Annotated in this window: 21 protein-coding genes and 1 pseudogene; 17 read left to right on the forward strand and 5 right to left on the reverse strand. The window is 68.8% G+C overall.

Annotated features, from left to right (window positions below; all coding sequences use genetic code 11):
* Positions 1-37 precede the first annotated feature (37 nt).
* From FOH10_RS03955 to FOH10_RS03995, 8 genes and pseudogenes are all read left to right on the forward strand, one after another.
* Positions 38-1,300: a CynX/NimT family MFS transporter gene (locus FOH10_RS03955; RefSeq protein WP_411157763.1), complete on the forward strand. Its 1,263-nt coding sequence runs from the start codon at positions 38-40 to the stop codon at positions 1,298-1,300.
* Positions 1,301-1,556: 256 nt separating this feature from the next.
* On the forward strand, positions 1,557-3,026 hold the full coding sequence (locus FOH10_RS03960; RefSeq protein WP_143979659.1) for a nitrate/nitrite transporter: 1,470 nt from the start codon (positions 1,557-1,559) through the stop codon (positions 3,024-3,026).
* A 32-nt stretch (positions 3,027-3,058) separates the two neighbouring features.
* Positions 3,059-5,602, forward strand: a complete 2,544-nt coding sequence (gene nirB / locus FOH10_RS03965) for a nitrite reductase large subunit NirB (protein WP_143979660.1) — start codon at positions 3,059-3,061, stop codon at positions 5,600-5,602.
* 65 nt (positions 5,603-5,667) lie between these two features.
* Complete coding sequence (gene nirD / locus FOH10_RS03970; protein WP_143979661.1) at positions 5,668-6,066, forward strand: nitrite reductase small subunit NirD; 399 nt, start codon at positions 5,668-5,670, stop codon at positions 6,064-6,066.
* Positions 6,063-7,208: pseudogene (locus tag FOH10_RS03975) on the forward strand (uroporphyrinogen-III synthase); the annotation flags it as partial. The gene nirD and the pseudogene FOH10_RS03975, both read left to right, overlap by 4 nt.
* Positions 7,209-7,978: 770 nt before the next feature.
* Positions 7,979-8,626 carry a sirohydrochlorin chelatase gene (locus tag FOH10_RS03985; RefSeq protein WP_143983847.1) on the forward strand — a complete coding sequence of 216 codons (648 nt, stop codon included), beginning with the start codon at positions 7,979-7,981 and terminating at the stop codon, positions 8,624-8,626.
* A gap of 82 nt (positions 8,627-8,708) precedes the next feature.
* On the forward strand, positions 8,709-8,921 hold the full coding sequence (locus FOH10_RS03990; protein ID WP_039816576.1) for a hypothetical protein: 213 nt from the start codon (positions 8,709-8,711) through the stop codon (positions 8,919-8,921).
* Positions 8,922-9,260: 339 nt separating this feature from the next.
* Positions 9,261-9,659, forward strand: a complete 399-nt coding sequence (locus FOH10_RS03995; RefSeq protein WP_143979662.1) for a nuclear transport factor 2 family protein — start codon at positions 9,261-9,263, stop codon at positions 9,657-9,659.
* 20 nt (positions 9,660-9,679) lie between these two features.
* Here the strand turns inward: FOH10_RS03995 and FOH10_RS04000 are convergent, their stop codons facing one another.
* Positions 9,680-10,318: a TetR/AcrR family transcriptional regulator gene (locus tag FOH10_RS04000; protein ID WP_143979663.1), complete on the reverse strand. Its 639-nt coding sequence runs from the start codon at positions 10,316-10,318 to the stop codon at positions 9,680-9,682.
* 116 nt (positions 10,319-10,434) lie between these two features.
* Between FOH10_RS04000 and FOH10_RS04005 the strand changes: the two genes are divergently transcribed.
* From FOH10_RS04005 to FOH10_RS04045, 9 genes are all read left to right on the forward strand, one after another.
* Positions 10,435-11,802, forward strand: a complete 1,368-nt coding sequence (locus FOH10_RS04005; protein WP_143979664.1) for a flavin-containing monooxygenase — start codon at positions 10,435-10,437, stop codon at positions 11,800-11,802.
* 10 nt (positions 11,803-11,812) lie between these two features.
* Positions 11,813-12,973: a serine hydrolase domain-containing protein gene (locus FOH10_RS04010; RefSeq protein WP_143979665.1), complete on the forward strand. Its 1,161-nt coding sequence runs from the start codon at positions 11,813-11,815 to the stop codon at positions 12,971-12,973.
* Complete coding sequence (casG, locus tag FOH10_RS04015) at positions 12,970-14,625, forward strand: steroid-24-oyl-CoA synthetase (RefSeq protein ID WP_143979666.1); 1,656 nt, start codon at positions 12,970-12,972, stop codon at positions 14,623-14,625. Before FOH10_RS04010 ends, casG begins: the two co-directional genes overlap by 4 nt.
* Positions 14,626-14,630: 5 nt before the next feature.
* Entirely contained in the window at positions 14,631-16,388 is a 1,758-nt protein-coding gene (locus tag FOH10_RS04020) for an N-acyl-D-amino-acid deacylase family protein (protein WP_143979667.1), read from the forward strand.
* The gene (locus FOH10_RS04025; RefSeq protein ID WP_143979668.1) at positions 16,385-17,170 is read left to right on the forward strand and encodes an SDR family NAD(P)-dependent oxidoreductase; all 786 of its coding nucleotides are present in this window, start codon (positions 16,385-16,387) and stop codon (positions 17,168-17,170) included. The genes FOH10_RS04020 and FOH10_RS04025 overlap by 4 nt, the downstream gene beginning before the upstream one ends.
* Positions 17,171-17,226: 56 nt before the next feature.
* A complete protein-coding gene (locus tag FOH10_RS04030; RefSeq protein WP_143979669.1) occupies positions 17,227-18,723 on the forward strand; it encodes an RNase H family protein in 1,497 nt (498 codons plus the stop codon).
* Between the two features lie 120 nt (positions 18,724-18,843).
* Entirely contained in the window at positions 18,844-19,098 is a 255-nt protein-coding gene (locus FOH10_RS04035) for a three-helix bundle dimerization domain-containing protein (RefSeq protein WP_143979670.1), read from the forward strand.
* Between the two features lie 77 nt (positions 19,099-19,175).
* Entirely contained in the window at positions 19,176-19,520 is a 345-nt protein-coding gene (locus FOH10_RS04040) for a type II toxin-antitoxin system RelE/ParE family toxin (protein ID WP_143979671.1), read from the forward strand.
* A 5-nt stretch (positions 19,521-19,525) separates the two neighbouring features.
* Positions 19,526-19,825, forward strand: coding sequence for a helix-turn-helix domain-containing protein (locus tag FOH10_RS04045; protein ID WP_143979672.1), 300 nt, complete (start codon positions 19,526-19,528; stop codon positions 19,823-19,825).
* Positions 19,826-19,848: 23 nt separating this feature from the next.
* Here the strand turns inward: FOH10_RS04045 and narI are convergent, their stop codons facing one another.
* The 4 genes from narI to FOH10_RS04065 are packed head-to-tail and all read right to left on the reverse strand — an operon-like array spanning position 19,849 to position 26,741.
* Positions 19,849-20,583, reverse strand: coding sequence for a respiratory nitrate reductase subunit gamma (narI, locus tag FOH10_RS04050; RefSeq protein WP_143979673.1), 735 nt, complete (start codon positions 20,581-20,583; stop codon positions 19,849-19,851).
* The gene (gene narJ / locus FOH10_RS04055; RefSeq protein ID WP_143979674.1) at positions 20,580-21,260 is read right to left on the reverse strand and encodes a nitrate reductase molybdenum cofactor assembly chaperone; all 681 of its coding nucleotides are present in this window, start codon (positions 21,258-21,260) and stop codon (positions 20,580-20,582) included. The genes narI and narJ overlap by 4 nt, the downstream gene beginning before the upstream one ends.
* Positions 21,257-23,008: a nitrate reductase subunit beta gene (narH, locus tag FOH10_RS04060; protein WP_244962039.1), complete on the reverse strand. Its 1,752-nt coding sequence runs from the start codon at positions 23,006-23,008 to the stop codon at positions 21,257-21,259. The genes narJ and narH overlap by 4 nt, the downstream gene beginning before the upstream one ends.
* 10 nt (positions 23,009-23,018) lie before the next feature.
* Positions 23,019-26,741 carry a nitrate reductase subunit alpha gene (locus tag FOH10_RS04065; protein ID WP_143979676.1) on the reverse strand — a complete coding sequence of 1,241 codons (3,723 nt, stop codon included), beginning with the start codon at positions 26,739-26,741 and terminating at the stop codon, positions 23,019-23,021.
* Positions 26,742-26,814: the final 73 nt, after the last annotated feature.

Genomic DNA, 26,814 nt, shown 5'->3' on the forward strand with positions numbered 1-26,814 from the left:
GTTGCATCACATCATCGGGTCATCCTATGATTTCTCGGTGACTGCGACCCTGGATGAGACGACCCTCGAGGTCAGAGACCGACCGACAATCGACCGCATCGCCAAGCGCCACCTCACCGAGGGGCGCTTGCTCGTGCTGGCGGCCATTGTCATGTCGGCGCTCACGCTGCGGGTCGCCGTCACCGCCTTCACGCCGCTGGCCACCCAGATCGGGGAGGACATCGGCTATTCGACGGCGATCATCGGCGTCTTCGGCATGATCCCGACCGCCATGTTCGCCGTCGCCGGACTGCTGACCCCGGTGCTGGTGCGCCGCTTCGGCCTGGAGAGCACCGCGCTCATCGCCATGCTCATGACCGGCGTCGGCTCGGCCATTCGCGCGCTGGTGCCGCAGACCTGGGAGCTGCTGGCCTTCTCCGCGCTGGCGCTGACCGGGATGGGCATCGGCAATGTGGTGATTCCGCCGCTGGTCAAGCGCTACTTCCCGGATCGGCTGGCGCTGCTGTCCTCGGTCTACATCGTCATGGTGCAGCTGGGCACGGTGATTCCGGCGCTGGTCGCGGTCCCGGTGGCCGAGGCGCACGGCTGGCGCATCTCGCTGGGCCTGTGGGCGCTGCTCGGCTTCGCCGCCGCGCTGCCCTGGCTGGGGGTGCTGCGTGACCGGCGCGGCCACGCCAAGGCCGATGTCACCGCGCTGCCGACCACCGCGCAACCCGACGGCAAGGTGTGGCGCTCACCGGTGGCCTGGGGGATGGCGTTCATGTTCGGCATGACCTCGCTGATCACCTATTCGGTGTTCACCTGGCTGCCGACGATCCTGCACGACGCCGGGGCCAGCCTGGCCTACGGCGGCAGCATGGTGGGCGTCTTCGCCCTCATCGGCCTGGTGGCGGCGCTGGGCGCGCCGCTGGTGGTGGGCCGGGTGGCGAATCCCTTCCCGGTCGCCGTCGCCTGCGCGCTGTGCTATTTCGTCGGTTTCGCCGGTCTGCTGATCGCGCCCATGACCGCCACCCTGGTGTGGGTGCTGCTGCTGGGCCTGGGCCCGTCGACCTTCCCGATGGCGCTGACCCTGATCAATATGCGCACCCGCACCGCCACCGGTTCGGCCTCGCTGTCGGGGTTCACCCAGGGCGTCGGCTACACCGTGGCATGCGTCGGCCCGGTCGTCTTCGGCCTGCTGCATTCGGCGACCGGGGGCTGGAAGATTCCGTTCGCCATGCTGTCGGTCGCGGTGTTCGTCATGCTGGCCGGTGCGTGGCACGCCTGCAAGCCGCGCATGCTCGAAGACAGCTGGAATTGATTCACCGTTCGAGTTGCCGACTCGTGAGGTATCGGAGATGCTGGTGACGGCCATCTCACCTCACGGTCGGCCATTCGGGATTTCTGTGTTCTGTGACACGCGGAAACCGTTGTGTCACATGGACGAAACATAGCGGTAGTTCTCACGGCCGATTCCGGAGAATCGTGAGCAACCGTTGATTCTCCGGTCATTTGGCGCAGCATTCGCGCAATACCGGTTTCCTACCTTGGGGCCTATCCAGATTTCAGGAGGCCCCTTGTTCCGCACGTTGACGCGCAATCACGACATCGAGCACTGGGATGCCGAGGACGTCGCCGCTTGGGAGGCAGGCGGCAAGGACATCGCCAAGCGCAATCTGATCTGGTCGGTCTTCGCCGAGCACATCGGGTTCTCGGTGTGGTCGATCTGGTCGGTCATGGTGTTGTTCATGCCGACCGAGCAGTTCGGCATCGACACCGCCGGCAAGTTCTTCCTCGGTGCGGTCCCCACGCTGGTGGGCGGCATCATGCGCATTCCGTACACCGTCGCCACCGCGAAGTTCGGCGGACGCAACTGGACCATCTTCAGCGCGCTGGCGCTGCTGGTGCCGCTGCTGCTGACCCTGTACTTCATCAACCAGCCCGGCACCTCGTACACCACGTTCCTGATCGTGGCGGCGTTCGCGGGCCTGGGCGGCGGCAACTTCTCGTCGTCGATGTCGAATATCAACGTCTTCTACCCGCAGCGGCTCAAGGGCTGGGCGCTGGGTATGAACGCGGGCGGCGGCAATATCGGTGTGCCGGTGATCCAGGTGATCGGTCTGGCGGTCATCGCGACCCTGGGCAACGCCTACGGCAATGCCTCGGTGGTCTGCGCGGTGTATCTGATCGCGGTCGTGGTGGCGGCGCTGGGCGCCGCGCTCTACATGGACAACGTGAAGAATCAGAAGGCCGACATGTCCTTCATGATCACGGCGCTCAAGGTGCCGCAGTCGTGGGCCATCGCCTTCCTCTACATCGGCACCTTCGGCTCGTTCATCGGCTACAGCTTCGCCTTCGCGCAGGTGCTCCAGATCAACTTCAAGGCGGGCGGGTCCACTCCCGCGCAGGCCGCGCTGCATGCCGCGTCCATCGCCTTCGTCGGTCCGCTGCTGGGTTCGCTGGCCCGCCCCTACGGCGGCAAATGGGCCGACCGCATCGGCGGCAGCCGGGTCACCCTGTACATGTTCGGCGCGATGACGGCCGCGACCGTGGTGGTGGCGAGTTCCAGTGCCATCGGAGACGGCGCGGGCGGCCTGTCCGGCGGCGTGCTCGGGGCCATGATCTTCGGCTTCGTGGCGCTGTTCATCATCTCGGGTCTGGCCAACGGTGCGGTCACCAAGATCATCCCGTCGGTGTTCGAGGCGAAGTCGCGCAGCCTGCCCGGTGACGCGAAGTCCCGCACGCAGTGGGCGCAGAACACCTCGGGCGCGCTCATCGGCTTCGTCGGCGCGATCGGCACGCTCGGCGGCGTCGGCATCAACCTGGCGCTGCGCTCGTCGTACGCGGCCACCAACTCCGCCACCACCGCGTTCTGGGCGTTCATGGTCTTCTACGTGGTGTGCGCGGCGGTCTGCTGGGCCGTCTTCCTGCGCCGTCCGACCTCCGGCCGCGGCGGCGATGTGGTCGCCGAGGCCGAGGCGCTGGTGCTGAAAGCCGAATCCGAATCCGCCACCACCTCTTCCACGTCCACGTCGGCGCGAGCCTGACCGGAAACCACCCACCGAAAGGACAGACTGTCATGACGCACACAGTCGAACGCAAGACCGCGGTGGTCGTCGGCCACGGCATGGTCGGACACCGCTTCGTGGAGGCCCTGCGCTCCCGCGACGAGGCCGGGACCTGGCAGGTCGTCGTGCTCAGCGAGGAAGCGCTGCCCGCCTACGACCGCGTCGGTTTGTCCTCCTACGTGGGCAGCTGGCAGGCGGAGGGACTCGCGCTACCCGGCAACACCTACGACGGTGACGTGCTGGTCGATTTGCGCCTGGGGGTGCGCGCCGACACCATCGACCGCGATGCCCGCAAGGTGGTCACCTCCACCGGCGACGTGATCGCCTACGACGCGCTGGTGCTCGCGACCGGTTCCTACGCCTTCGTGCCGCCGGTGCCGGGCCACGATCGTCCGGAGTGCTTCGTCTACCGCACCATCGAGGATCTGGACGGCATCCGCGCCGCGGCCGAGGCCGCCGGTCCGGGTGCGGTCGGCGTGGTGGTCGGCGGCGGTCTGCTCGGTCTGGAGGCCGCGAACGCGTTGCGGCTGATGGGCATGACCCCGCACGTGGTCGAGTTCGCCCCCCGGCTGATGCCGGTGCAGGTGGACGAGGGCGGCGGCGCGATCCTGGAGCGCCTGGTCACCGATCTCGGCCTGCACGTGCACACCGGTGTCGGCACCGCCTCCATCGCGGAGGCGGAAGACGGTGCGGGTCTGAAGGTCACGCTGTCGGACGAGTCCGTCATCGACGCCTCCCTGGTGGTGTTCTCCGCCGGTATCCGGCCCCGCGATCAGATCGCCCGCGACGCCGGGCTGGAGGTCGGCCCGCGCGGTGGCGTGATCACCGACCTGGGTCTGCGCACCTCCGATCCGCACATCTACGCCGTCGGCGAGGTCGCCGCCGTGGAGGGTGTCTGCTACGGCCTGGTGGCTCCCGGCTACACCACCGCCGAGATCGTGGCGGACCGGCTGCTCGGCGGTGCGGGCGAGTTCCCGGGCGCCGACCTGTCCACCAAGTTGAAGCTGCTCGGCGTGGACGTGGCCAGCTTCGGTGACGCCTTCGGCACCACCGAGGGCGCGCTGTCGGTGGTGCTGCACGACGCGGCCAAGGGCACCTACGCCAAGCTCGTCGTCTCCGACGACGCCAAGACCCTGCTCGGCGGCATCCTGGTCGGTGACGCGTCGGCGTACGCGGCGCTGCGCCCGCTGGTCGGCAGCCCGCTGCCCGCCGATCCGGCCGCGCTGATCTCCCCGGCCGGTGCCGAATTGGGCGCGGACGCGCTGCCCGACGACGCCCAGATCTGCTCCTGCAACAACGTGTCCAAGGGCTCGATCTGCGGCGCGATCGCCGAGGGCGCCTGCGACGTGCCCGCCATCAAGAGCTGCACCAATGCCGGAACCTCGTGCGGCGGTTGCGTTCCCATGCTCAAGAAGCTGCTGGAGCAGTCGGGCGTGGAGGTGTCGAAGTCGCTGTGCGAGCACTTCACGCAGTCGCGCGCGGAGCTGTTCCACATCGTGCAGTCCACCGGTATCCGCAAGTTCTCGGAGCTGATCGCCAAGCACGGCACCGGCACCGGCTGCGATATCTGCAAGCCGACCGTCGCCTCCATCCTGGCGTCCACCTCGAGCGATCACATTCTCGACGGCGAGCAGGCCGCGCTGCAGGACACCAACGACCACTTCCTGGCCAATCTCCAGAAGAACGGCACCTACTCGGTGGTGCCGCGCATGCCCGGCGGTGAGGTGACCGCCGAGCAGCTCATCACGATCGGCGAGGTGGCCAAGGAATTCGGCCTGTATGTCAAGGTCACCGGCGGCCAGCGCATCGACCTGTTCGGCGCGCGCGTGGAGCAGCTGCCGCTGATCTGGAAGCGGCTGGTCGACGCGGGTATGGAGTCCGGCCACGCCTACGGCAAGTCGCTGCGCACCGTGAAGTCCTGTGTCGGTTCCACCTGGTGCCGCTACGGTCAGCAGGATTCGGTGGGCATGGCGGTGCTGCTGGAGAAGCGGTATCGCGGCCTGCGCTCCCCGCACAAGCTGAAGCTGGCCGTCTCCGGCTGCGCCCGCGAGTGCGCGGAGGCGCGCGGCAAGGATGTCGGCGTCATCGCCACCGAGCACGGCTGGAACCTGTACGTGGGCGGCAACGGCGGTCTCACGCCCAAGCACGCGGTGCTGCTGGCGGGCGATCTCGACGACGAGACCCTGATCAAGTACATCGACCGCTACCTCATGTTCTACATCCGCACCGCGGACCGGTTGCAGCGCACCGCGCCGTGGCAGGAGGCCCTGGAGGGTGGCATCGACTACCTGAAGCAGGTCATCTGCGAGGACAGCCTGGGCATCGCCGACGACCTGGAGGCCGCCATGACCTCCCACGTCGCCGGATACCGCGACGAGTGGGCCGCGGTGCTCGACGACGAGGAGAAGCTGTCGCGCTTCGTGTCCTTCGTCAACGCCCCGGACCAGGCCGATCCGACCATCTCCTTCGACGACAGCGGCGAGCGGAAGGTGCCCGTCCTGCTGGGTATGCCGGAGATCTCGCCGGAATCTTCGACCGCCACGTCGGGGAAATGACTGCTTAACCGCATGGAAACAGGACGCCGGTACCAATGGGTAAGGCGTTCGGAGGAGAGTTACCGATGACCGTGATCGACACACCCAGCTCAGCAGTCACCACCACCATTGCCGGTTGGACGCAGGCGTGCCGACTGGACTACCTCATCCCCGGCCGCGGCGTGGCGGTTCTGTTGAAGGGTGGCCGACAGGCGGCCCTGTTCCTACTGCCCGACGGCTCGCTGTACGCGGTGGGCAATATCGACCCCTTCGGCCGCGCGGCCGTCATGTCCCGCGGCATCGTCGGTGACCGCGGTGGCGTGCCGGTGGTGGCGTCGCCGCTGCTCAAGCAGGCGTTCTCGCTGATCGACGGGCGCTGCCTGGACGACGAGTCGGTCTCGCTGCCGGTGTACGCGGTGCGGGTGGCCGACGGTGTGGTCGCGGTGTCGAACGAGCCGCTGGACATTCCCGGTGGTACCGCATGACCGAGCTCGATTCACCTACCCCGCTGGCCGGGTTCACCATCGGCATCACCGCCGCGCGACGGTCCGAGGAACTCGCCACCCTGCTCCAGCGCCGGGGCGCGAATATCGTTACCGCACCGGCGATTCGAATCATTCCGCTGTCGGACGACACCGAACTGGAGCGGGTGACGCGCCAGCTGGTGGCGGAGCCGCCGCAGATCGCGGTGGCGACCACCGGCATCGGCTTCCGGGGCTGGATGGAGGCCGCCGAGGGCTGGGGTCTGGCCGAGGAACTGCGCGAGACGCTCTCGGCCACCCGCATGCTGGCGCGCGGACCCAAGGCCAAGGGCGCGATTCGCGCCGCGGAGCTGCGGGAGGAGTGGTCGCCGGCGTCGGAGTCCTCGGCCGAGGTGCTGGATCACCTGCTCGCCCAGGGCGTCGAGGGGGTGCGCATCGCGGTGCAGTTGCACGGTGCGACCACCGAATGGGAGCCGGTGCCGGACTTCTGCGAGGTGCTGCGCATGGCCGGGGCCGATGTGGTGCCGGTGCCCGTCTACCGGTGGATTCCGCCGGAGGACCGCACCCCGATGGACCGGCTCATCGAGGCCATCGTCACCTCCGGCCTGGACTGCGTGACCTTCACCAGTGCGCCCGCCGTGGCGTCGCTACTGATGCGCGCCAAGGAGACCGGACTGCTCGAGGCGGTGCTGCACGCCCTGCGCGGGCGGGTGCTGGCCGCCTGTGTCGGACCGATCACGGCCGCGCCGCTGGAGGAGCTGGGCGTGCCCACCTCCATGCCCGGTCGAGCCCGCCTGGGTGCGCTGGCCCGGCATGTGGCCGAGGAACTTCCCCGGCGCGCCAATCGAATTCAGGCCGGTGGCCACAATCTGAGCGTGCGCGGCGGCTGCGTGGTGGTGGACGGCCAGGTGCGCCAGCTCGCCCCCGCCCCGATGGCGCTCATGCGCGCGCTGGCCCGCCAGCCCGGACGCGTCGTCTCCCGCGAGGACCTGCTCGCGGCCCTGCCCGGCGGCGGTGAGGACACCCACGCCGTGGAGACCGCCATCGCCCGCCTGCGCGCGGGCCTGGGCACCCCGAAAGCCATTCAGACCGTGGTGAAACGCGGCTACCGCCTGGCCTTGGACCCCACCGAGAGCTACGACAACCCGCGCCCGGCCACCCCGGCCCCCCGCCAGCCCTACCCGGGCCGCGGCACGAACCCCGGTGCGCGCCCGGTCTTCCCGCCCCGTGCCCCGGGGCCGGACCAATCCTCCGCATCGGCCACCTTCCGCCAGGCCCACTCCGTCACCGCCCGCACGGAATTCCCCGCCGCCCCGGCCTCGGCCCGCCCCGTCCGTGTCGCGGATTCTGCTGTCGCACCCGCTCCGTCCCGCTCGGCTCGCGGCGCGGAGCCCCAGGCTCGTCCGGTGGACGCCCAGGCGGCGGCCCGCCCGGTGCGGGCCGCGGATTCGCCAGTCCCCCCGGCTTCCTCGCGCTCGGCGGACGTCTCGGCCGCGGCGACGCGACCCGGCTTGCCCGCGCGCTCGGCGAGTGCCGCACCGACCCAAGGGAATCCGCCGGTCACGGGTTCCGGTGTGCCGGTCCGACCCACCCGCCCCGCACCCAGTCTGGGGGCGTGGTGACCACCCCGGCCCTGGTGCTGGTGGCCCACGGCACCCGCAGCACCAAGGGCGTCCAGATGATCGCCTCCCTGGCGGAGGCCGTGGCGCGCGAACTCGGCGCGACCCCCGAGACCGGTGCCGGTGCCGTTTTCGGGGCAGCACCGGCACCGCTGACCGAAACACCGACCGCCGCACTGGCTTCCGATGCTGGCTCAGTGCTTCCCGAGTGGAGCGCGGAGTGCGGGAGCGGTGCGCTGCACGATGCCGCGGCTCCCGTCGGCGTCGATTCCCGTGCTCAGCACGCGCTGAGTGGGATGCCGTCGCAGCGAGCGCTGTGGGCTCGTCTCGGCGGCAAGGTGCCGCGGGTGCGGACGGCGTTCGTGGATGTGCTCGGGCCGTCTCCGGCCGAGGTGTTGCGGGATCTGGATTCGGTTCCCGCCGTGGTGGTTCCGGCGTTCCTGGCGTCGGGATACCACGTGTATCAGGATGTGCCGCGAGAGGTGGCCGCGAGTGCGCATGACGCGGTCGCGGTCACCCACGCGATGGGTCCGGATCCGGCGCTGGCGGCGATCATGCGCATGCGGCTGCGGGCGGCGGGGTGGCGGCCGGGTGACGCGGTGGTCTTCGCGGCCGCCGGTTCGTCGGACGCCCGCGCCCGCCAGGATGTGCGGCGCGCCGCGGGGCTGCTCGCGGAGCAGATCGGCAGCCCGGTCCGCACGGCCTACATCGCCACGGGCGCGCCGCGGGTGCCGGAGGTGGTCGCACAGGTCCGCGAGTCCGGTGCGCGCCGCGTCTTCATCGCCTCCTACCTGCTGGCCCACGGCCTGTTCCACCAGCGCCTGCACGAGTGCGGCGCGGACGGCGTGGCCGACCCGATCGGCGTCCACCCGGCCGTGGTCCGCCTCATCGCCGACCGCTACCGCACCGCGGCCCGCACCCTCACCGCCGCCCGCGTGGCCTGATCCGGCGATCCACCAGCAAATCCGGCATATTCCTGGCATCCTGGAGTGCGAACACGATCGTGCGCACCGGGAGGGGACAGCCATGAAGAGGTTCGCGGCCACCGCAGTTCTCCTCGTGGCCACCGCCGCCGCCCTGACACCCACCACCGCCGCGCAGCAGCCCGGCCCCGCCCCGCAACCCAACCCCTGGGTACAGGACCAGATCGACTGGGCCAACTGCCTGCAATCCGGCCACACCGCCGCCGAATGCCGCGAGATCCTCGACGGCCCGGCCACCCGGCCCACCCCGCGCTGAGCGGACGGACCGGGCGCTTACCCGAAGTAGCGATCGGCCGCGAACACCGCGGCGATGCTGTCGACGCGGAGCGCGCGACCCAGCCACACGCGCGGGATCCACATCGGTGCACGTGCTGGTCCGCTCCCGACTCTCGTCCGGAACAACGGTGCTCGCGCACTGTCTGCACTGTCGCCCGCCGCCGCACGCTCGTGGTCGCGTTCGGTGTCGCCGCCGCACGCTCGCGGTCGCGTCCGGTGTCGCCGCCGTGTCGAGGGGCGTCCCCACTGAATGGACGCGATTGTCCGGCAGCCGGAGTCGCGGCGTTGAGTGCTCGCCGGGAGCGGCGAGGATGACGGTATGGCCGAACATCCCGCCCGCCGTGCCGGTCTCGCCTCCCAGTCCGCGGTGTGCGGGCATCGCCGGGACGAGTGGCTCGCGCTGTTCGCGGCCGATGCCCGGGTGGAGGATCCGATCGGGGTGTCGCCGTACGATCCGGTGGGGGAGGGGCATCGCGGCCGGGACGCCATCGCGGCGTTCTGGGACAAAGCCATCGCGCGCAGTGCGATCGAGTTCCGGCATACCGACTCCTTCGCGTGCGGCGACGAGGCGGCATTCGTGACCACCATTCGCAGCACTCGCGCCGACATCGTCGTGGAGGTGGACGCCGTCGTCACCTACCGGGTCGACGCGGATGGGAAAATCACTGCGCTGCGGGCGTTCTGGGAACTGGAGCGGGCGCGCACCGGCGCGGTATAGCGCATACGACGCGGCGCGGTTCACGCCTCCGGCGTGCGCAGTGCCGGGAACCAGATATCGGTCAGCACCTCGGCCGCCTGTTCGGCGGTGACGTCGATGGTGCCCTGCATGGCCCAGCGGGTGAAGAACCGCTCCAACTGCGCCACCAGCAGTTCGATGCGCAGCCGCGCCTCGTCCTGCTGCGCCTCGGGCCAGCGGGACAGATACGACGTCATCACATTCGGCAGGGCGAGGATGCCCGCGCGGGCGATCTCCCGGAATTCGGGTTCCAGTGCGGTCGCCTCGTCCCAGGCGGGCAGTAGGTCCTTGTATTCCTGGAACCAGGCGATGGCCCGTCGCATCCAGGCCGCGAATTCGGCGCGCGAACCGCTGTCGAGCACATGGTCCAGGTCCTCGTAGAAGTGCTGGACGCTGGGCAGCGTGCCCTGTTCGGCGATGGCGCGCAGCACGTCGGGTTTGCCGGTGAAGTGCAGGTAGAAGGTGGCGCGGCTACAGCCGACGGCGGCGGCGATGTCGTCCACCCGGACCTGGGCGTAGCCCTGGGTGACGAAGAGCTGGGTGGCCGCCTCGATCAGTCGGTTGCGGGTGAGTCGCTTCTGTTCGTCGCGCAGCGAGGTGCGCCGCGCGGGTGCGGGGGTGTGCTCATCGGTCCGGGTCACGCCCCCATGATAGACGTACGTTCACTCACTAGACACTCTGTCAAGCGAGTGTTAGCGTGTGTGGCACATCACGTCCGGCCCGACGGTGTGATCCGCGGCCGAACAGGGAGAGTGAATTGGATACACGCGCATTGCCCCGGGTCTGTGTGATCGGCGCGGGCCCGTCCGGAATCACCGCCGCCAAGCGGCTCGCGGAGTACGGCATCCCCTTCGACTGCTACGAAGCCTCCGACGAGGTGGGCGGCAACTGGTACTTCAAGAACCCCAACGGCATGTCGGCGTGCTATCAGAGCCTGCACATCGACACCTCGAAGTTCCGGCTGGCCTTCGAGGACTACCCGGCCCCGGCGGAATGGCCGGATTTCCCGCACCATTCGCAGCTGCACCGGTATTTCCGGGACTACGTGGACCATTTCGGGCTGCGCGACCGAATCATCTTCAACACCAAGGTGATCGACGCGCGCCGCGACGCGGACGGACTGTGGACCGTCACCACCGACACCGGCCGCACCGAGGTCTACGACGCGGTGGTGGTCTGCAACGGCCACCACTGGGATCCCCGCATGCCCGACTACCCGGGCGAATTCGACGGCGTCCTCATGCATTCGCACGCCTACAACGACCCGTTCGACCCCATCGACATGCGCGGCAAGCGCATCGTGGTGGTGGGCATGGGCAATTCCGGCCTGGACATCGCCACCGAACTGTCGCAGCGCTTCATCGCCTCGGAGTTCTACCTCTCCGCCCGCCGCGGCGTCTGGGTGCTGCCGAAGTACGTGAACGGCAAGGTCGGTGACAAGTCGTCTATGCCGGCGTGGATGCCGCCCAAGCTGGGCCTGAAGCTCAAGCAGCGCTTCGTCGTCAAGAACCGCGGCCATATGCGGAACTACGGGCTGCCCGAGCCGGATCACCTGCCGTTCGAGGCGCATCCGTCGGCCAGTGAGGAATTCCTGCACCGGGCGGGTTGCGGCGACATCGTCTTCAAACCGGCCATCACCCGTCTGGACGGCCCGCGCGTGCACTTCGCCGACGGCAGCGTGGCGGAGGTGGATGTGATCGTATGCGCCACCGGGTATCACATCTCCTTCCCGTTCTTCGCCGATCCGGCGCTGAAACCCGACGCACGCAACGTCTTCCCGCTGTTCCGGCAGATGATCAAGCCCGGCGTCGACAATCTCTTCTACCTCGGCCTGGCGCAGCCGCTGCCCACCCTGGTGAATTTCGCCGAACAGCAGTCCAAGCTGGTGGCCGCCTATCTCACCGGCAACTACCACCTGCCCTCGCAAGCCGAGATGCGGGCCGATATCGAGGCGGCCGAGGCCCGCCGCACCGGGCGCTACTACGACTCACCACGGCACACGATCCAGATCGAATTCGAGCCGTACGTGCGCGATCTGATGAAGGAAATGGAGCGGGGGGCCAGGCGCGCCGCCGCCTCGGGATACGCGCTGCCGGTACCGGCGCGCGCCGCGATCCGGGTCTAGGAGGACGGAAATGGGCACTGTCGCCGGTTTCTGTGTGGACGAATTCGAGAGTGTGCGAGCGGCTTTCACCGAACAGGTGGAATCCGGCGCGGAATTGGGCGCCTCCCTGTGCGTCACGGTGGACGGTGCGCCGGTGGTGGACCTGTGGGGCGGCTGGGCAGACCCCGGGCGAACCCGCCGCTGGGGTGCGGACACCCTGGTCAACACCTTCTCCATAACCAAGACCATGACCGCGCTGTGCGCCCTGCTCCTGGTCGATCGCGGTGAGCTGGACGTGGACCGGAAGGTGGCGCACTACTGGCCGGAGTTCGCCGCCGCGGGCAAGGCGGATATCGAGGTGCGCCACCTGCTGTCGCACACCTCCGGGGTGTCCGGCTGGGAAGCGCCCATCGAACTCACCGATATCTACGATGTGGCGGCGTCGCAGCAGCGGCTGGCCGCACAGCCGCCGTGGTGGGAACCGGGCACCGCCTCCGGCTATCACGCCCTCAACTACGGGCACCTGGTGGACGCGCTCATCCGCCGTATCGACGGCCGCACCCTGGGCCGCTTCTTCGCGGAGGAGCTCGCCGGACCGCTCGGGGCCGACTTCCACATCGGCACGGCCCCGGAGCATTTCGACCGAATCGCCACCCTGATACCGCCGGACTGGATGCAGTTCGACCAGTCCCAGCTGCCACGGGACAGCGTGCTCTACAAGACACTGTTCCAACCGCTGCTGGATTTCGACGCGGTCGCCACCCCGGCCTGGCGGCAGGCCGAGATCGGCGGCGTGGGCGGGCACGGCAATGCCCGTTCCATCGCCCGCGTGCAGTCCATCGTGAGCACCGGCGGCGTACTCGGCGGCCGGAAGTTCCTGTCGCCCAGCACTATCGACCTCATCTTCCGGCAGCAGTCCGACGGCGTGGATCAGGCGATTCTGCTGCCGCTGCGCTTCGGCATCGGCTACGGTCTGCCGCAACCGCAGACCGCGCCCTTCGTTCCGGAGGGCCGGGTGTGCTGGTGGGGAGGTCTGGGCGGGGCCATGGTCGTCAACGACCTCGACCACCGCATCACCGTCGCCTACGCCATGAACCGCATGGCGACCGGCCTGATCGGGTCGGAGCGCTGCGACGCCTATCTGAGAGCCGTGTACGCGGCCGTGAACGACAGTCGAGGACGTGACTCATGACGAATGCCGTCGATCTCCAGGCACTCGCCGCCCAGGTGGCCGCCAAGCTGACCGGGCCGGGCGGACCGTTCGAGCTGACCGTCGAAGAGGTGCTGGGCGCACCCGTCCCGCTGCTCGCGGACCGGGCTCGGTCGTTGCTGGAACTGCTGGAAGGCTCACGCGCCCACGGCGATCGCGACTATCTGGTCACCGCCGAACGCACCGTGACCTTCGCCGAGCACGCCGAGGCGGCCGGTGCGCTGGCCGCCGCCCTGGCACAGCGGTACGGCATCGGCAAGGGCGACCGCATCGGCATTCTCGCCGCCAACGATCCGGACTGGGTGCTCACCTTCTGGGCCGCCCAGTGCCTGGGTGCGATCCCGGTCGGCTACAACGCGTGGTGGGCCCCGCGCGAGATCGCCTACGGGCTCGAGCACACACAGCCGGTGGTGGTGATCGCCGACGCCAAACGCGCGGAACTGCTGGCCGAGACCGGAACCCGCATTCCGGTGCTCACCATGGAGCGCGATCTGCCCGGGCTGGTGGACGAATACCGCGGCGAGTTCCCGAGAACCGCCGTGGCGGAAGACGATCCGGCGGTCATCCTCTACACCAGCGGCACCACCGGCCGCCCCAAGGGCGTGGTGCACACGCACCGGAACCTGGTGGCCATCAGCAACTATCACCGCTTCACCGACGGCATGCTGGACGGCTTCCTGGGCCGCGACTACGACCCCGCGCCGCGCGGTCGCCGCTACCTCATGACCTCGCCGCTGTTCCACATCGCCTGCCTGCACAACCTCGCGGTGCCGCGCATCGTCACCGGTGACACCGTGGTCATCTACCAGGGCGCGTACGACGTCGACCGGCTGTGCCAGCTGATCGAGTCCCAGCGCGTCACGCACTGGGCGGCGGTGCCCACCATGGCCAGCCGCATGCTGCACCACGATCTGTCGCGCTACGACTTGTCCTCGCTCACGGCCTTCTCGCTCAATACGGCCCCCTCCTCACCGGCCCTGCAGGCGCGGCTGCGGGAGCGGCTGCCGGTCGCGCAGGTCGCGCTGACCACCAGCTACGGCTGTACCGAGAGCGGCACCGCCGCCACCGTGGCCAATCCGGTGGAACTGGCCGCGCATCCGGAGACGGTGGGCCGCCCCATCGTGGGCGTCTCGGTGGAGATCCGCGACCCCGACGGCACGGTGCTGCCGGACGGGGAGTCGGGCGAGATCTGCGTGCGCAGCCCCTACGTCATGCTCGGCTACTGGAACGACGAGGCCGCCACCGCCGCTGCCATCGACGAACACCGCTGGCTGCGCACCGGCGACTTCGGATTCCTCAGCGAGGGCAGACTCCAGATGGCCGGTCGGCGTTCGGATCTCATTCTGCGCGGCGGGGAGAACGTCTACCCGACCGAGATCGAGAATGTCATCGACGAACATCCGGCGGTGCTGGAATCCGTGGTGGTCGGACTGCCGCACGACGATCTGGGTGAGCAGGTCGCCGCCGTGGTGGTGGTCGCCGATCCGGTCGCCGTCACCGAGGAGGAGCTGCGCGAGTTCGTAGCGCGGCGCCTCGCCTACTTCAAAGTTCCGGCGGTGTGGCGGATCAGCTCGGATCCGTTGCCGCGCAATGTGACCGGCAAGGTGCTGCGTCGCGATGTGACAGTGGGGTGAGTTCCGTGTTCGACACCGTCATCAAGGGCGGGCGCTGGTTCGACGGCACCGGCGCGCCCTCGGCCATCCGGCATCTGGGCATCCGGGACGGCCGCGTCGCCGCCGTCAGCGCCGAACCGCTCGACGAAACCGGTTGCGGTGCCGTCATCGACGCCACCGGCCACTGGGTCATGCCCGGCATGATCGACATCCACACCCACTACGACGTGGAGGTGCTGCTCGATCCGTCGCTGTCGGAATCGGTGCGGCACGGGGTGACCACGATTCTGCTCGGCTCCTGCTCGCTGTCCACCATTCACGTGAACGGCTCGCAGGCCGGTGATCTGTTCGGCCGAGTGGAGGCCATTCCGCGGCGGCACGTGGTCGCCGCCGTCGACGGGGCCAAGACCTGGAACAGCGCGCACGGCTATGTGGCGGCCCTCGAAGCGCTGCCGCTGGGCCCGAATCTCGCGGCCTTCATCGGACATTCCGACATCCGGGTCGCGCTCATGGGGCTGGACCGGGCCACCCGGCCCGATGTGCGGCCCACCGAGGCGGAACTGCGCGCCATGGAGCATCGACTCACCGAGGCCCTGGACGCGGGCTTCATCGGAATGTCCTCGCAGCAGCTGCTGTTCGACAAACTCGACGGCGAGGTCTGCCGCTCCCGCACACTGCCCTCCACCTACGCCACCACCCGGGAACGGCGGCGGCTCAACGCGATTCTGCGCCGCCGCGGGCGGGCGCTGCAGGGCGGACCGGATGTGGCGCGGCCCCGGAGCCTGGTGGCCATGGCGGTGAGCACCCTCGGTATTCTCCGGCCCCGCCTCAAGGTCAGTCTGCTGTCGGCGGCCGATATCAAGGCCATTCCCGGTGTGGTGCACATCTTCCCGTGGATCGCGCGGGTGCTCAACGCACTCGGCGGCGACTTCCGCTGGCAGCATCTGCCGGTGCCGTTCGAGGTGTACTCCGACGGCATCGATCTGCCGGTGTTCGAGGAGTTCGGTTCCGGTGCCGCGGCGCTGCACCTGTCCGATCAGCTGGAGCGGCGGCAGGAGTTGTTCGCGCAGGAGGAGTATCGGCGCTGGTTCCGCGCGGACTACGAGAAGAAGTGGGGGCCGCGGGTGTGGCACCGCGACTTCTTCGACGCCGAGATCACCGAATGCCCCGACGACAGTGTGATCGGGAAGACCTTCGGCCAGGTGGGCGTCGAGCGCGGTGGCGTGCACCCGGTGGACGCCTTCCTGGATCTGCTGGTGGAGTACGGCTCCAAGGTGCGCTGGCGCACCACCATCTCCAATCATCGACCCGAGGTGCTGAACCGGCTGGCCGCCGATCCCGGTGTGCAGCTGGGATTCTCGGACGCGGGCGCGCACCTGCGGAATATGGCCTTCTACAACTTCGGGCTGCGGCTGTTGCGGCGGGTGCGCGACCACGAGCGGGCCGGGCGGCCGTTCATGACCGTCGAGCAGGCGGTGCACCGGGTGACCGGCGAACTCGCGGACTGGTACGACCTGGACGCCGGTCATCTGCGGGTGGGTGACCGCGCCGATGTCCTCGTCGTCGATCCCGAACGGCTGGACGCCGGTCTCGAGGAGTACGCCGAGCAGGCGGTCCCGGAGTACGACGGCCTGTCGCGCATGGTGAACCGCAATGACGACACCGTCGCGGCGGTCCTGGTGAACGGACGGTACGTCTTCGGCGCGGGGCGGCGGTCACCGGCGCTCGGCGTCGAACGCACCGGCCGCTTCCTGCGCGCCGGACGACGAAGGGAACAGGCGTGAGCGACGGTGGATTCGAGGACCGCACGGCGGTGGTGACCGGTGCCGCCTCCGGTATCGGGGCGGCCGTCGCGGCCGCCCTGCTGAGTGCCGGTGCGCGGGTGGTCGGGCTGGATATCGACACCGACGGGCTCCGCGAGCGCGCCGCCGACTTCGGCGACGCCTTCGTGCCCGTCGCCGCCGATGTGACGGTGGAGGAGCAGGTCGAGGCCGGGATCGCCGAGGCGGCGGCGCGGTTCGGCGGCCTGGACATGGCCTTCAACGTGGCGGGCGGCTCCCGTATCGGCGCGATCACCGATATGGCGGTCGAGGACTGGGATTTCACCGTCGACCTGGTGCAGAAGAGCGTTTTCCTGTGCACCAAGCACGAGGCCCGGCTGATGCGCGACACCGGGCGCGGCGGCAGCATCGTGAACATCTCGTCACTGGACGGGCGCATCCCCATGCCCGCGGGCAGCGCCTACTCCACCGGCAAGGCGGGGGTGGTCATGTTCTCCAAGAGCGCCGCGCTGGAACTGGCCCCGTACCGGATTCGGGTCAATACGGTGCTGCCCGGACTCGTGGACACACCCCTGGTGGCCCCGGTGCTGGCCTACGAACCCGCCGAACGCATGTTCCTGGAACGGATTCCGCTCGGCGTGGCGGCGACACCGGAGCAGATCGCCGCGCCGTGCCTGTTCCTGGCGAGTGACGACGCCTCCTACATCACCGGCACCGAACTGGTGGTGGATGGCGGCTGGGAGATCAGCAACTTTCCCAATCTGGCGAAACTGTCCTCGGCCTGAACGGTGTCACCGGCGCGGACCTCCGATCTGTCGGGGGTGGCGGCTACCGTCGAAAGGTGGCCGAGAACGTCGCCTCCGAAAGCGTAATCGATTCCCTGCGAAACGATTTCGACGCGCTGCTGGATGCCTGCTGGGCGGAGATCGAGGAGACGGCCGCGCCGGAGCTGCTCACCGCCCTGCACGCCGACGCGCTGCGCGAACCTCGCGTCAACGCGCTCTACTACTGGGAAACGCTGCTCATGCGGGACCTGTGCCTGCTGAAACTGCGGGGCGGAAGCCGCCGGGAGCGTGCCGAACTCGCCGAGCTGGAGCACCGCGCACAGGCACTGCGCGTCGCCGCCCTGGCCCGGCTGCGGGCGGGCCGCCGCACGCCGCGGCGCACGGGTCCCAAAGGCTACGAACAGGTGTGCGCCTGGGTGCTGTCGCTGCTGCTGCCGACCGAGTACGAGGCGGCGTTCGCGTCGGCCATGCGCGCCTGCGGACTCGATCCGCTGCGCACCCGGCTGCCGTCGCGCGACTGGTGGCGATGGGCCGTGACACACGGCTGGCTGACCGATACGCCGAGTCCGGCGGCGCTGCGCCTGCTGGCCCTGGACGAGCCGGGATTCGTGGCCGTGGTGCGGCGCGCGCTGGGCGGGGCGCGGGTGCCCGGATCGGACCATCCGGCGGTGGCGGAGCGCTGGTACGCCACCTTCAAGGCGTTGGAGCTCACGCTGCGGGCGGAACTCGACGACGCGGTGGCGGCGGCGCGCCCGCTGTCGGGCGCCGCGCTCGAGGCGGCGCTGCCGCGCGTGGTCGAGGGGTACGAGCAGTTGGCCGAACTGCGCGTGCAGCGGCGGGAGGCGCTGCGCCGGTATCTGGACTCGCGCGATATCATCGTCGAACTGGTCGACGCCGCAACCGATTCCGTGCGGGAATGGTGCGGTACCGCCGCCGCCGACGAGGTGGGGCGGGCGCACCGGGCGCTGTGGGACCGCGTGCGGCGGGTGGTGTGGGAGCATCGCGACAGCTGGGACCGGACCGGATTCACGCTGTTCGGCACCGGCGGCGGTGAGCTGGCGGACCGGCTGCGGCTGGCCGTGCGGTCGACGGCGCCGCCCGGACCCGGCGGCGAGCCGATCGCCCCGCGCCCGGCGGGCGGGATACCGTCGGGACCGCTCACCGTGGCCACCGACGCCTCCGGATACGGTGAGGTGGGTGGGTACGGCTGGGCGGCCGAGGACGGGCGCAGCCGCGGCGGGCGCTGCGTGGACGGCCGGAGTTCGGTGGAATCGGAGATCATCGCCATCTGCGAAACCGCCGCCGCGCCCGAGCTGTTCGAGCGGGAACTGCGTATCCTCTCCGATTGTGAGCAGGCCGTGGCCGCCGTCAATACCGCGATCCGGCGACGTGCCGCCGCAGGGCTGCCCTTCCCGGTGTCGGATCGGGTGCTCGACCATGTCGATCGCGCCCTGGGCAGGCCACTGCCCTTCCGCGCGCAGTGGATTCAGGGCCACGGCGGTCACGCGCTCAACGAGCAGGCGCATCGGCTGGCCCGCGCCGCCCGCTGGTGAGCGCACCGGCCGTTCACCGGGTGTTCGTTTTCCGGCAAGGCGGCAGCGGCAATCTCTATTCATGGCGTTCACCGCCACGGTGGGCGCCGACTCCGAATTGTTCACCTGCCGGAGTTCGCGATGACACAGAGTCCTGTCGATCATGCCGCGCATCCGCGCGGCGATCTCCCTCTCGATCAGAAACTCGCACTCGAGGCCGCCGCCGCCCGCCTACTGCGGGAGTTCGGCGACCACACCGACGAGCACACCATCGACCACCTCCTGTACTCCACCTACAACCGGGTGGCGCGGCAGGCCAAGGTGGAAACCTTCCTCCCCCTGCTGGCCGAGCGGTTCACCAGGGAACGCCTGCAAGCCATGACCACCCCCGGGTGACCCGCCCCACCGCGGCGAACGACCTGTACCAACGAAACTGCCGATCCGACCCTTGCCGCTGATATAACGTCTGTGTTATGAATTGGGGAGAGGTGGAACTGGAGTCGGAGGTCGACGAGTGGTTCGACTCGCTCGACCAAGACGATCAGGAGACGGTGGCCTTCTACGTCGATCTCCTGGCTGAACGGGGAGTCCTGCTGGGCGAGCCGTACACCAGGCAATTGCACGGGAAGCTACGTGAGCTTCGATTCCATCTCGCCCGTGACGCTGTGCGGATTACCTACTGGGTCGGGTCGGACAGGCGGATCATTCTGCTGACGGTTTTCCGGAAGCGGAGAATGCGGGAGACCGCTGAGATCGAGCGGGCTGTGCGCGCTATGGAGCGCTGCATTGCCGAGGCTCATACCGTGGAGGAGGAGTGAGATCCATGGGCGAACGAAGGAGTTGGGCCGAGAAGCGCGCCGAGATCATGGGACGCCCGGGAGCGGGTGCGGCGTATGACGCGGCTCGTATTCGATTCGAACTCGGTGCTGCGGTGCGACAGCGCCGTGAGGAACTCGGTTTGACACAGGCGGAGCTGGGGGAGCTCGCCGGACTGAAACAACCGGCGGTGGCCAGGTTCGAGGCGGGGGGCACGATGCCGACGATTCCCGTGCTCGAACGTCTGGCCGCCGCGCTGCAGCTGCGACTCGAGGTTCGGCTCGAACCGCTGCGCGTCGCCAGTTGAAGTGGGCGGGGCCTGCCGCCGAACTAGCGCGGCGGCAGGACCGGGGAGTCCCAGGCGCGGGCGTAGCGGCGCTTGTCCGGGGCGGCGTCCGGCTTGCTGCGGTAGACGACGTAGGGGCGCACGAAGTAGCCGATCGGGGCGCTGAACATGTGGACCAGGCGGGTATACGGCCAGACGCCGATGAGGGCGAGCACGATCAGGCCGTGCGCCTGGAAGGTCCAGGGGGTGCCGACCATGAGCTCGGGCTGCGGGTGCAGCGTGAAAAGGCTGCGGAACCACGGGGATACGGTCTCGCGGTAGTTGTAGGTGCCCCACAGCAGGTTGCTGCCCACGGTATTGAGCATGCCGGTGATGAGCGCACCCGCCAGCAGGACGTACATGAGCTTGTCGTTGCGGGTGGTGGCCTTGCGGACGGCGGGCACCGTGACGCGGCGGTAGAGCAGGATGCCGATGCCGACGATCACCGCGACGCCGGCCACCGTTCCGGCGGAGACGGCGACCACGTGGTACAGGTGCTCGGAGATGCCGATGGCGGCGGTCCAGGACGCGGGAATCAGCACGCCCACCACATGTCCGCCGATGACGCCGAGCATGCCGAAGTGGAACAGCGGGCTGCCCAGCCGCAGCAGGCGCGATTCGTAAATCTGCGAAGACCGTGTGGTCCAGCCGAATTGGTCGTTGCGGTAGCGCCACAGGTGGCCGAGCAGGAACGAGGTGAAGGCCACGTACGGCAGCGTCATCCAGAGGGTGGTGGTCATCGGCGGCCTTCCGATCCGGCGAACATCATGGGGTCCATGGCGAAGGGCTCGAGGCCCACCTCCTCTTCCGGCGGACCCTGGGCGGCGAGCTCGGCGATGCGGCGGCGGTCGGCGGTGGTCACCGGCGGCAGCGTGGCCGTCACGGCGGCGAGGACGGCCGCATAGGGAGACCCGTTGTCCGACAGCGACAGTCGCAGCAGTTCCAGCACCGGCACGTGCTCACCGAGCAGCCGTTCCCCGCCGATGGGATCCACGGTGGCCGCGAATTCCAGCAGCACCGGGAGGTGGTCGGGCAGTTCCTCGTCGCCGAGTTCGACGCCCGCGTGCCGGTAGGCGTGCTTGAAGCGCAGCAGCGCCATCCCGCGTTTACGGGTGTCGCCGTAGGCGTAGAAGGTGAGGTGCAGGCTGGCGCGGCGGCGCATGTCGAAGGTCTCGACATAGCGCTGGGCCAATGCGAGCGGATCGGTCTCGCGCAGGTGGGCGAGGAACTCGCCGAGCTGGGCGCGCACTTCGGCGGGCAGTTCGTCTACGGCCCCGCCGAACTCGTGCACGGTGCGCAACATGTCCTCGGACGGGTAGTCCAGGCACAGGGCCGCCGTCCGCCAGACCAGGCGGCGGTCCCGCTCCGACATCCGTACCGTCGGCTCCGGCCGCCGCCGCAGGGTGAGCAGTTTCATCGACGAACTCCGCTCGGCTCGGGTGTGGGGTCCGCGTCGGTGGCGGCGTGCGCGCCATCGCCGTGGGGCTCGGTGCCGTTGTGCCCGTCGCCGTTCGAGACTCCGCTGCCGTTCGAACCGACGCCGCCGTTCGAAACGCCGTTGCCGTCGGCGGCGGCCCCGTCGCGGGTCGGCACCAGCCCGTCGGTCTTCTTGCCGTCCCAGTTGAGCAGGTTGATCCGGTTCGACTTCTCCTCCGGCGCGGCGCCATTGGTATCGCTCAGGTGGAACTTGTCCGCCATGTAGTCGTAGGCCGTCATGCCCGGTCCGCCGTCGGTGTCCAGACTGCATCCGGTGGCCAGCGAATCCAGTTCGTGCGCACGGGAAGTCGCGCCGCTGGGGATCACGTACCGATGCTCGTACTTGGCGATGGCGAGCAGCCGGTACATGGCCTCGATCTCCTCGGGCTCCAGCCGCACCGCCTCTGGGATCGAGAGATCCGGCTCCTGCCCGAGATTGATCGACCGCATGAACGACCGCATCCCGGCCAGTCGTTGCAGCGCCGCCCGCACCGGTCCGACCTCACCGGCGGTGAACAGCTCCGCCAGATACTCCACCGGAATCCGCAGCGCGTCGATCGCGCCGAACAGATTCGAATGGTCCTCCCCGTCGTGCCCGGTCTCCGACAGCACGTCCACCACCGGCGACAGCGGCGGCACGTACCAGACCATGGGCATGGTCCGATATTCCGGATGCAGCGGCAGCGCGATCTGGTAGTCGACGATGAGCTTGTAGACGGGTGAATCCTGCGCCGCCTGAATCCATTCGGTGGAGATGCCCGCCCGCTCGGCCTCCGCGACCACCCGCGGGTCGTGCGGATTCAGGAAGACGCCCAGCTGTGCCGGGTACAGATCCTTGTCGTTCTCGACCGAGGCCGCCTCCTGCACCGCGTCGGCGTCGTAGAGCATGACGCCGATGTAGCGCAGCCGCCCCACACAGGTTTCCGAGCACACGGTCGGGATGCCGACCTCCACGCGCGGATAGCAGAAGGTGCATTTCTCGGCTTTGCCGGTCTTGTGGTTGAAGTAGATCTTCTTGTACGGGCAGCCGGTGACGCACTGCCGCCAGCCGCGGCACTTGTCCTGGTCCACCAGCACGATGCCGTCCTCGGCGCGCTTGTAGATGGCACCCGAGGGGCAGGATGCCGCGCACGACGGGTTCAGGCAGTGCTCGCAGATGCGCGGCAGGTAGAACATGAAGGTCTGCTCGAATTCCAGCTTGACCTGGTCGGACAGCTTGGACAGCAGCGGGTCCCTACCGACCTGCTCCGGGCCGGAGCCGAGGTCGTCGTCCCAGTTCGCACCCCAGGTGACCTTGGTGTCCTCACCGGTGATCAGCGATTTGGGCCGCGCCACCGGAGTGGTATCGATTTGGGGTGAGGACAGCAGATTGTCGTAATCGTAGCTCCACGGATCGTAGTAATCGCTTACCGTGGGAAGGTCCGGGTTGGCGAAGATGTTCAGCAGCCTCTTCATTCGCGACCCGGACTTCAATGTGAGGCGGCCCTTGCGATTGAGCGTCCAGCCGCCCTTCCACTTCTCCTGATCCTGGTACTGCCGCGGATACCCCTGTCCGGGGCGGGTTTCCACATTGTTGAACCAGACGTACTCGGTGCCGCCGCGATTGGTCCACGCCTGCTTGCAGGTGACGCTGCACGTATGACAGCCGATGCACTTGTCCAGGTTCATGACCATGGCGAGCTGTGCCATGACGCGCATGTCAGTACTCCACTTCCTGCGAGCGCTTTCGAATGGTCGTCACTTCGTCGCGCTGATTTCCGGTGGGGCCGTGGTAGTTCAGGGCGAAGGACTGCTGTGCGTAGCCGCCGATGAGATGCGAGGGCTTGATCATGATGCGGGTCAGCGCATTGTGGATGCCGCCGCGCTTGCCCTTGCCGACGAAGCCGGAGCCGTCAGCCCCGGAGCCGTTGGCCCCGTTGCCGTTCGGTGTGCCCTCGATGCGCGGCACGTCCACCGCGCGGTCCTGCGCGTGATACATGAACACCGTGCCCTCGGGCATGCGGTGCGACACGATGGCGCGCGCCACCACGACGCCGTTGCGGTTGACGGCCTCGATCCAGTCGTTGTCCGCGACACCGATCTTGGCGGCGTCCTTGTCCGACATCCAGATCGACTGCCCGCCGCGCGAGAGCGTCAGCATATGCAGGTTGTCCTGGTAGGCGGAGTGGATGGACCACTTGGAGTGCGGCGTCAGATAGCGCACGGTGACGCCGTTCTCGCTCACATTGCCGACGCCGGGCTCACTGAACAACGCGGTCATATCCAGCGGCGGCCGGAAGATCGGCAGCTGCTCGCCGAGTTCGATCATCCAGTCGTGGTCGAGGTAGAAGTGCTGCCGCCCGGTCAGCGTGTGCCACGGCTTGAGCCGCTCGGTATTGATGGTGAACGGCGAGTACCGCCGCCCACCGGTCTCACTGCCCGACCATTCCGGTGAGGTGATCACCGGCACCGGCCGGGCCTGGGTGTCGGCGAAGGAGATCCGCTTGCCCTCGTGTTCGGCGGCCAGATCGGCCAACCGGGTGCCGGTGCGCTGCTCGAGCGCGTGGAACCCCTCCACGGCGAGTCGGCCGTTGGTGGTTCCGGACAGCGCCAGGATGGCCTCGGCGGCGTGGGTGTCCTTGGCCAGCGACGGACGTCCCTGCGCCACACCGGAAACCACGGTCCCGTTGACACCCTTCAGGTACTCCACCTCGGCATCGGGCAGGGTGGTGACACCCTTGACGGTGAGCCCGGCCGTCTCGACCAGCGGTCCGAGCGCGGCCATCTTCTCCGCCACGCTGGGGTAATCGCGTTCGACCACAACCAGTTTCGGCATGGTCCTACCGGGGACCGGTTCGCATTCCCCGGCCTTCCAGTCCAGGACGCGGCCACCGGCCTGGGCCAGCGCGTCGGCGCTGTCGTGTTGCAGCGGTACCGCGACCAGATCCTTGCGCTTGCCCAGATGCTTCTCCGCCAGCCAGGAGAATCCGCGGGCGATGCGGTGGAAGGCGTCGAAGTCGGTCTTGGCCTCCCACGGCGGGGAGATGGCGGGGGAGAAGGCGTGCACGAACGGGTGCATGTCCGTGGAGGACAGATCGTGCTTCTCGTACCAGGTGGCGGCCGGGAAGACGATATCGGAGAACAGCGTGGTGCTGGTCATCCGGAAGTCCAGCGACATGAGCAGATCCAGCTTGCCGGTGGCGGCCTGCTCGCGCCACACCAGTTCCTGCGGACGTACCCCCGTGGTGTCGGTGGTCTGCAGGTTGGAGTCCGCGCCGAGCAGATGCTTGTGGAAGTACTCGTTGCCCTTGCCGGAGGAGCCGAGCAGATTGGCGCGCCATACGGTCAGCACGCGCGGGAAGTTCTCCGGCGCGTCCGGATCCTCGCAGGCGAAGCGCAGCTCACCGGAGGTGAGGCCGTCCACCACGTGGTCGGCCGGGGTCTTGCCCGCAGCCTCGGCCTCGTCCACCAGATCGAGCGGGTTGCGGTTGAGGGTCGGGTAGCTGGGCATCCAGCCCAGCCGGGTGGCGAGCGCGATATTGTCGGCGGCCGTGCGCCCGGCGAAGCGCCCCGCACCCAGCGGCGAGGAGAACGATTCCGCCGTGAACGGGTCGTAGCGCCACTGGTCGTTGGCCAGGTACCAGAACACGGTGCCCTGCATCTGCCGCGGCGGGCGCTGCCAGTCCAGGCCGAAGGCCAGTGTGGACCAACCGGTGACCGGACGGCATTTCTCCTGGCCCACGTAGTGCGCCCAGCCGCCGCCGTTCACGCCCTGGCAGCCGGTGAGCAGGGTCAGGGTGAAGAAGGCGCGGTAGATCTGGTCCGAGTGGAACCAGTGGTTGGTGCCCGCGCCCATGAGAATCATGGAGCGGCCCTGGGATTTCTCGGCATTGTCGGCGAATTCGCGGCCGATGCGCTCGGCCTGCTTGGCCGGAACGCCGGTGATGGTCTCCTGCCAGGCGGGGGTGTACGGCTCGCTGGCGTCGTCGTAGCCGGTCGGCCAGCTGCCGGGCAGGCCCGTGCGCGCCACGCCGTACTGGGCCAGCAGCAGATCGAAGACGGTGGTCACCCGCTTGCCCGCGACCACGGCGGTGGGCACGCCGCGGGTGATGACCCCGGCGGTGCCGTCGTCGAAGCGGGGAAGCTGCACGGCCGCGGCGTCACTGACGCGGCCGTGCAGAGTCAGCAGGGGATCGACATCCCCGAGATCCAGGTTCCACTTGCCCTTGCCCGCCTCGGTGAAGCGGTGACCGAGCGACCCGTTGGGCACGGCAGGGTTCCCGTCGGCGTCCAGCAGCACCGTCTGGAACTCGACGCCCTCGCCCGTGTGCCCGAGATCGGCGGCGGTGAGGAACTTGCCGGGTACGCACACGCCGTCCTTGTCGTCCAGCGTGATCAGATACGGCAGGTCGGTGTAGCGCTTGACGTAGTCCCGGAAGTACGGGGTGTCGCGCTCGACGAAGAACTCCTTGAGCACCACGTGGCCCATGGACATGGCCAGTGCCGCATCGGTTCCCGGGCGGGCGGGCACCCATTCGTCGGCGAACTTGGTGTTGTCGGCGTAGTCGGGCGAGACCACGACCACCTTCTGGCCCCGGTAGCGGGCCTCGGTCATGTAGTGCGCGTCCGGGGTGCGGGTCACCGGCACATTGGAGCCCCACATGATCAGGTAGCCCGCGTCGAACCAGTCGGCCGACTCCGGCACGTCGGTCTGATCGCCGAAGACCTGCGGCGAGGCCACCGGCAGGTCGGCGTACCAGTCGTAGAACGACAGCATGGATCCGCCGATGAGCGAGATGAACCGCGCGCCCACCGCGTGACTGACCATGGACATGGCGGGAATGGGGGAGAACCCGGCGACCCGGTCCGGCCCGTACTTCTTGATGGTGTACACATGGGCGGCGGCCGCGATCTCGGCGGCCTCCCACCATTCGGCGCGCACGAAGCCGCCCTTGCCGCGGGCGTGCTTGTAGCGTTTCGCCTGCTCGGGATCCTCGACGATGGACTCCCAGGCCAGCACCGGGTCCTTGAGTTCGGCCTTGGCGGCGCGGTAGAGCTCGAGCAGGACGCCGCGCACATAGGGGTAGCGCACCCGTGCGGGCGAATACGTGTACCAGGAGAAGGATGCGCCGCGCGGGCAGCCGCGTGGTTCGTACTCCGGTTTGTCCGCGCCGACGGACGGGTAGTCGGTCTGCTGCGATTCCCAGGTGATCACGCCGTCGGAGACGTAGATCTTCCACGAGCACGAGCCGGTGCAGTTCACGCCGTGCGTGGAGCGCACCACCTTGTCGTGCGCCCAGCGATCCCGGTAGAACTCGTCGGCATCGCGTCCGCCCACCTTGTGGACCGTGCGCAGGTCCGCGGACACTTCACCGCGGTTGAAATACTTCCCCAGTCGAAGCAGTGCATCGGCGGACGAGCTATCGGTCCCCGGGTTTGCCATGACGCCCCCTTCGAGCTGTGGAAATTGGGCTGCTGCATCGACTGTAAAGACGTCATAGCGGGCGTCAAAACGA

Source organism: Nocardia otitidiscaviarum, from assembly GCF_007362295.1.
Taxonomy (GTDB): Bacteria; Actinomycetota; Actinomycetes; order Mycobacteriales; family Mycobacteriaceae; genus Nocardia; species Nocardia otitidiscaviarum.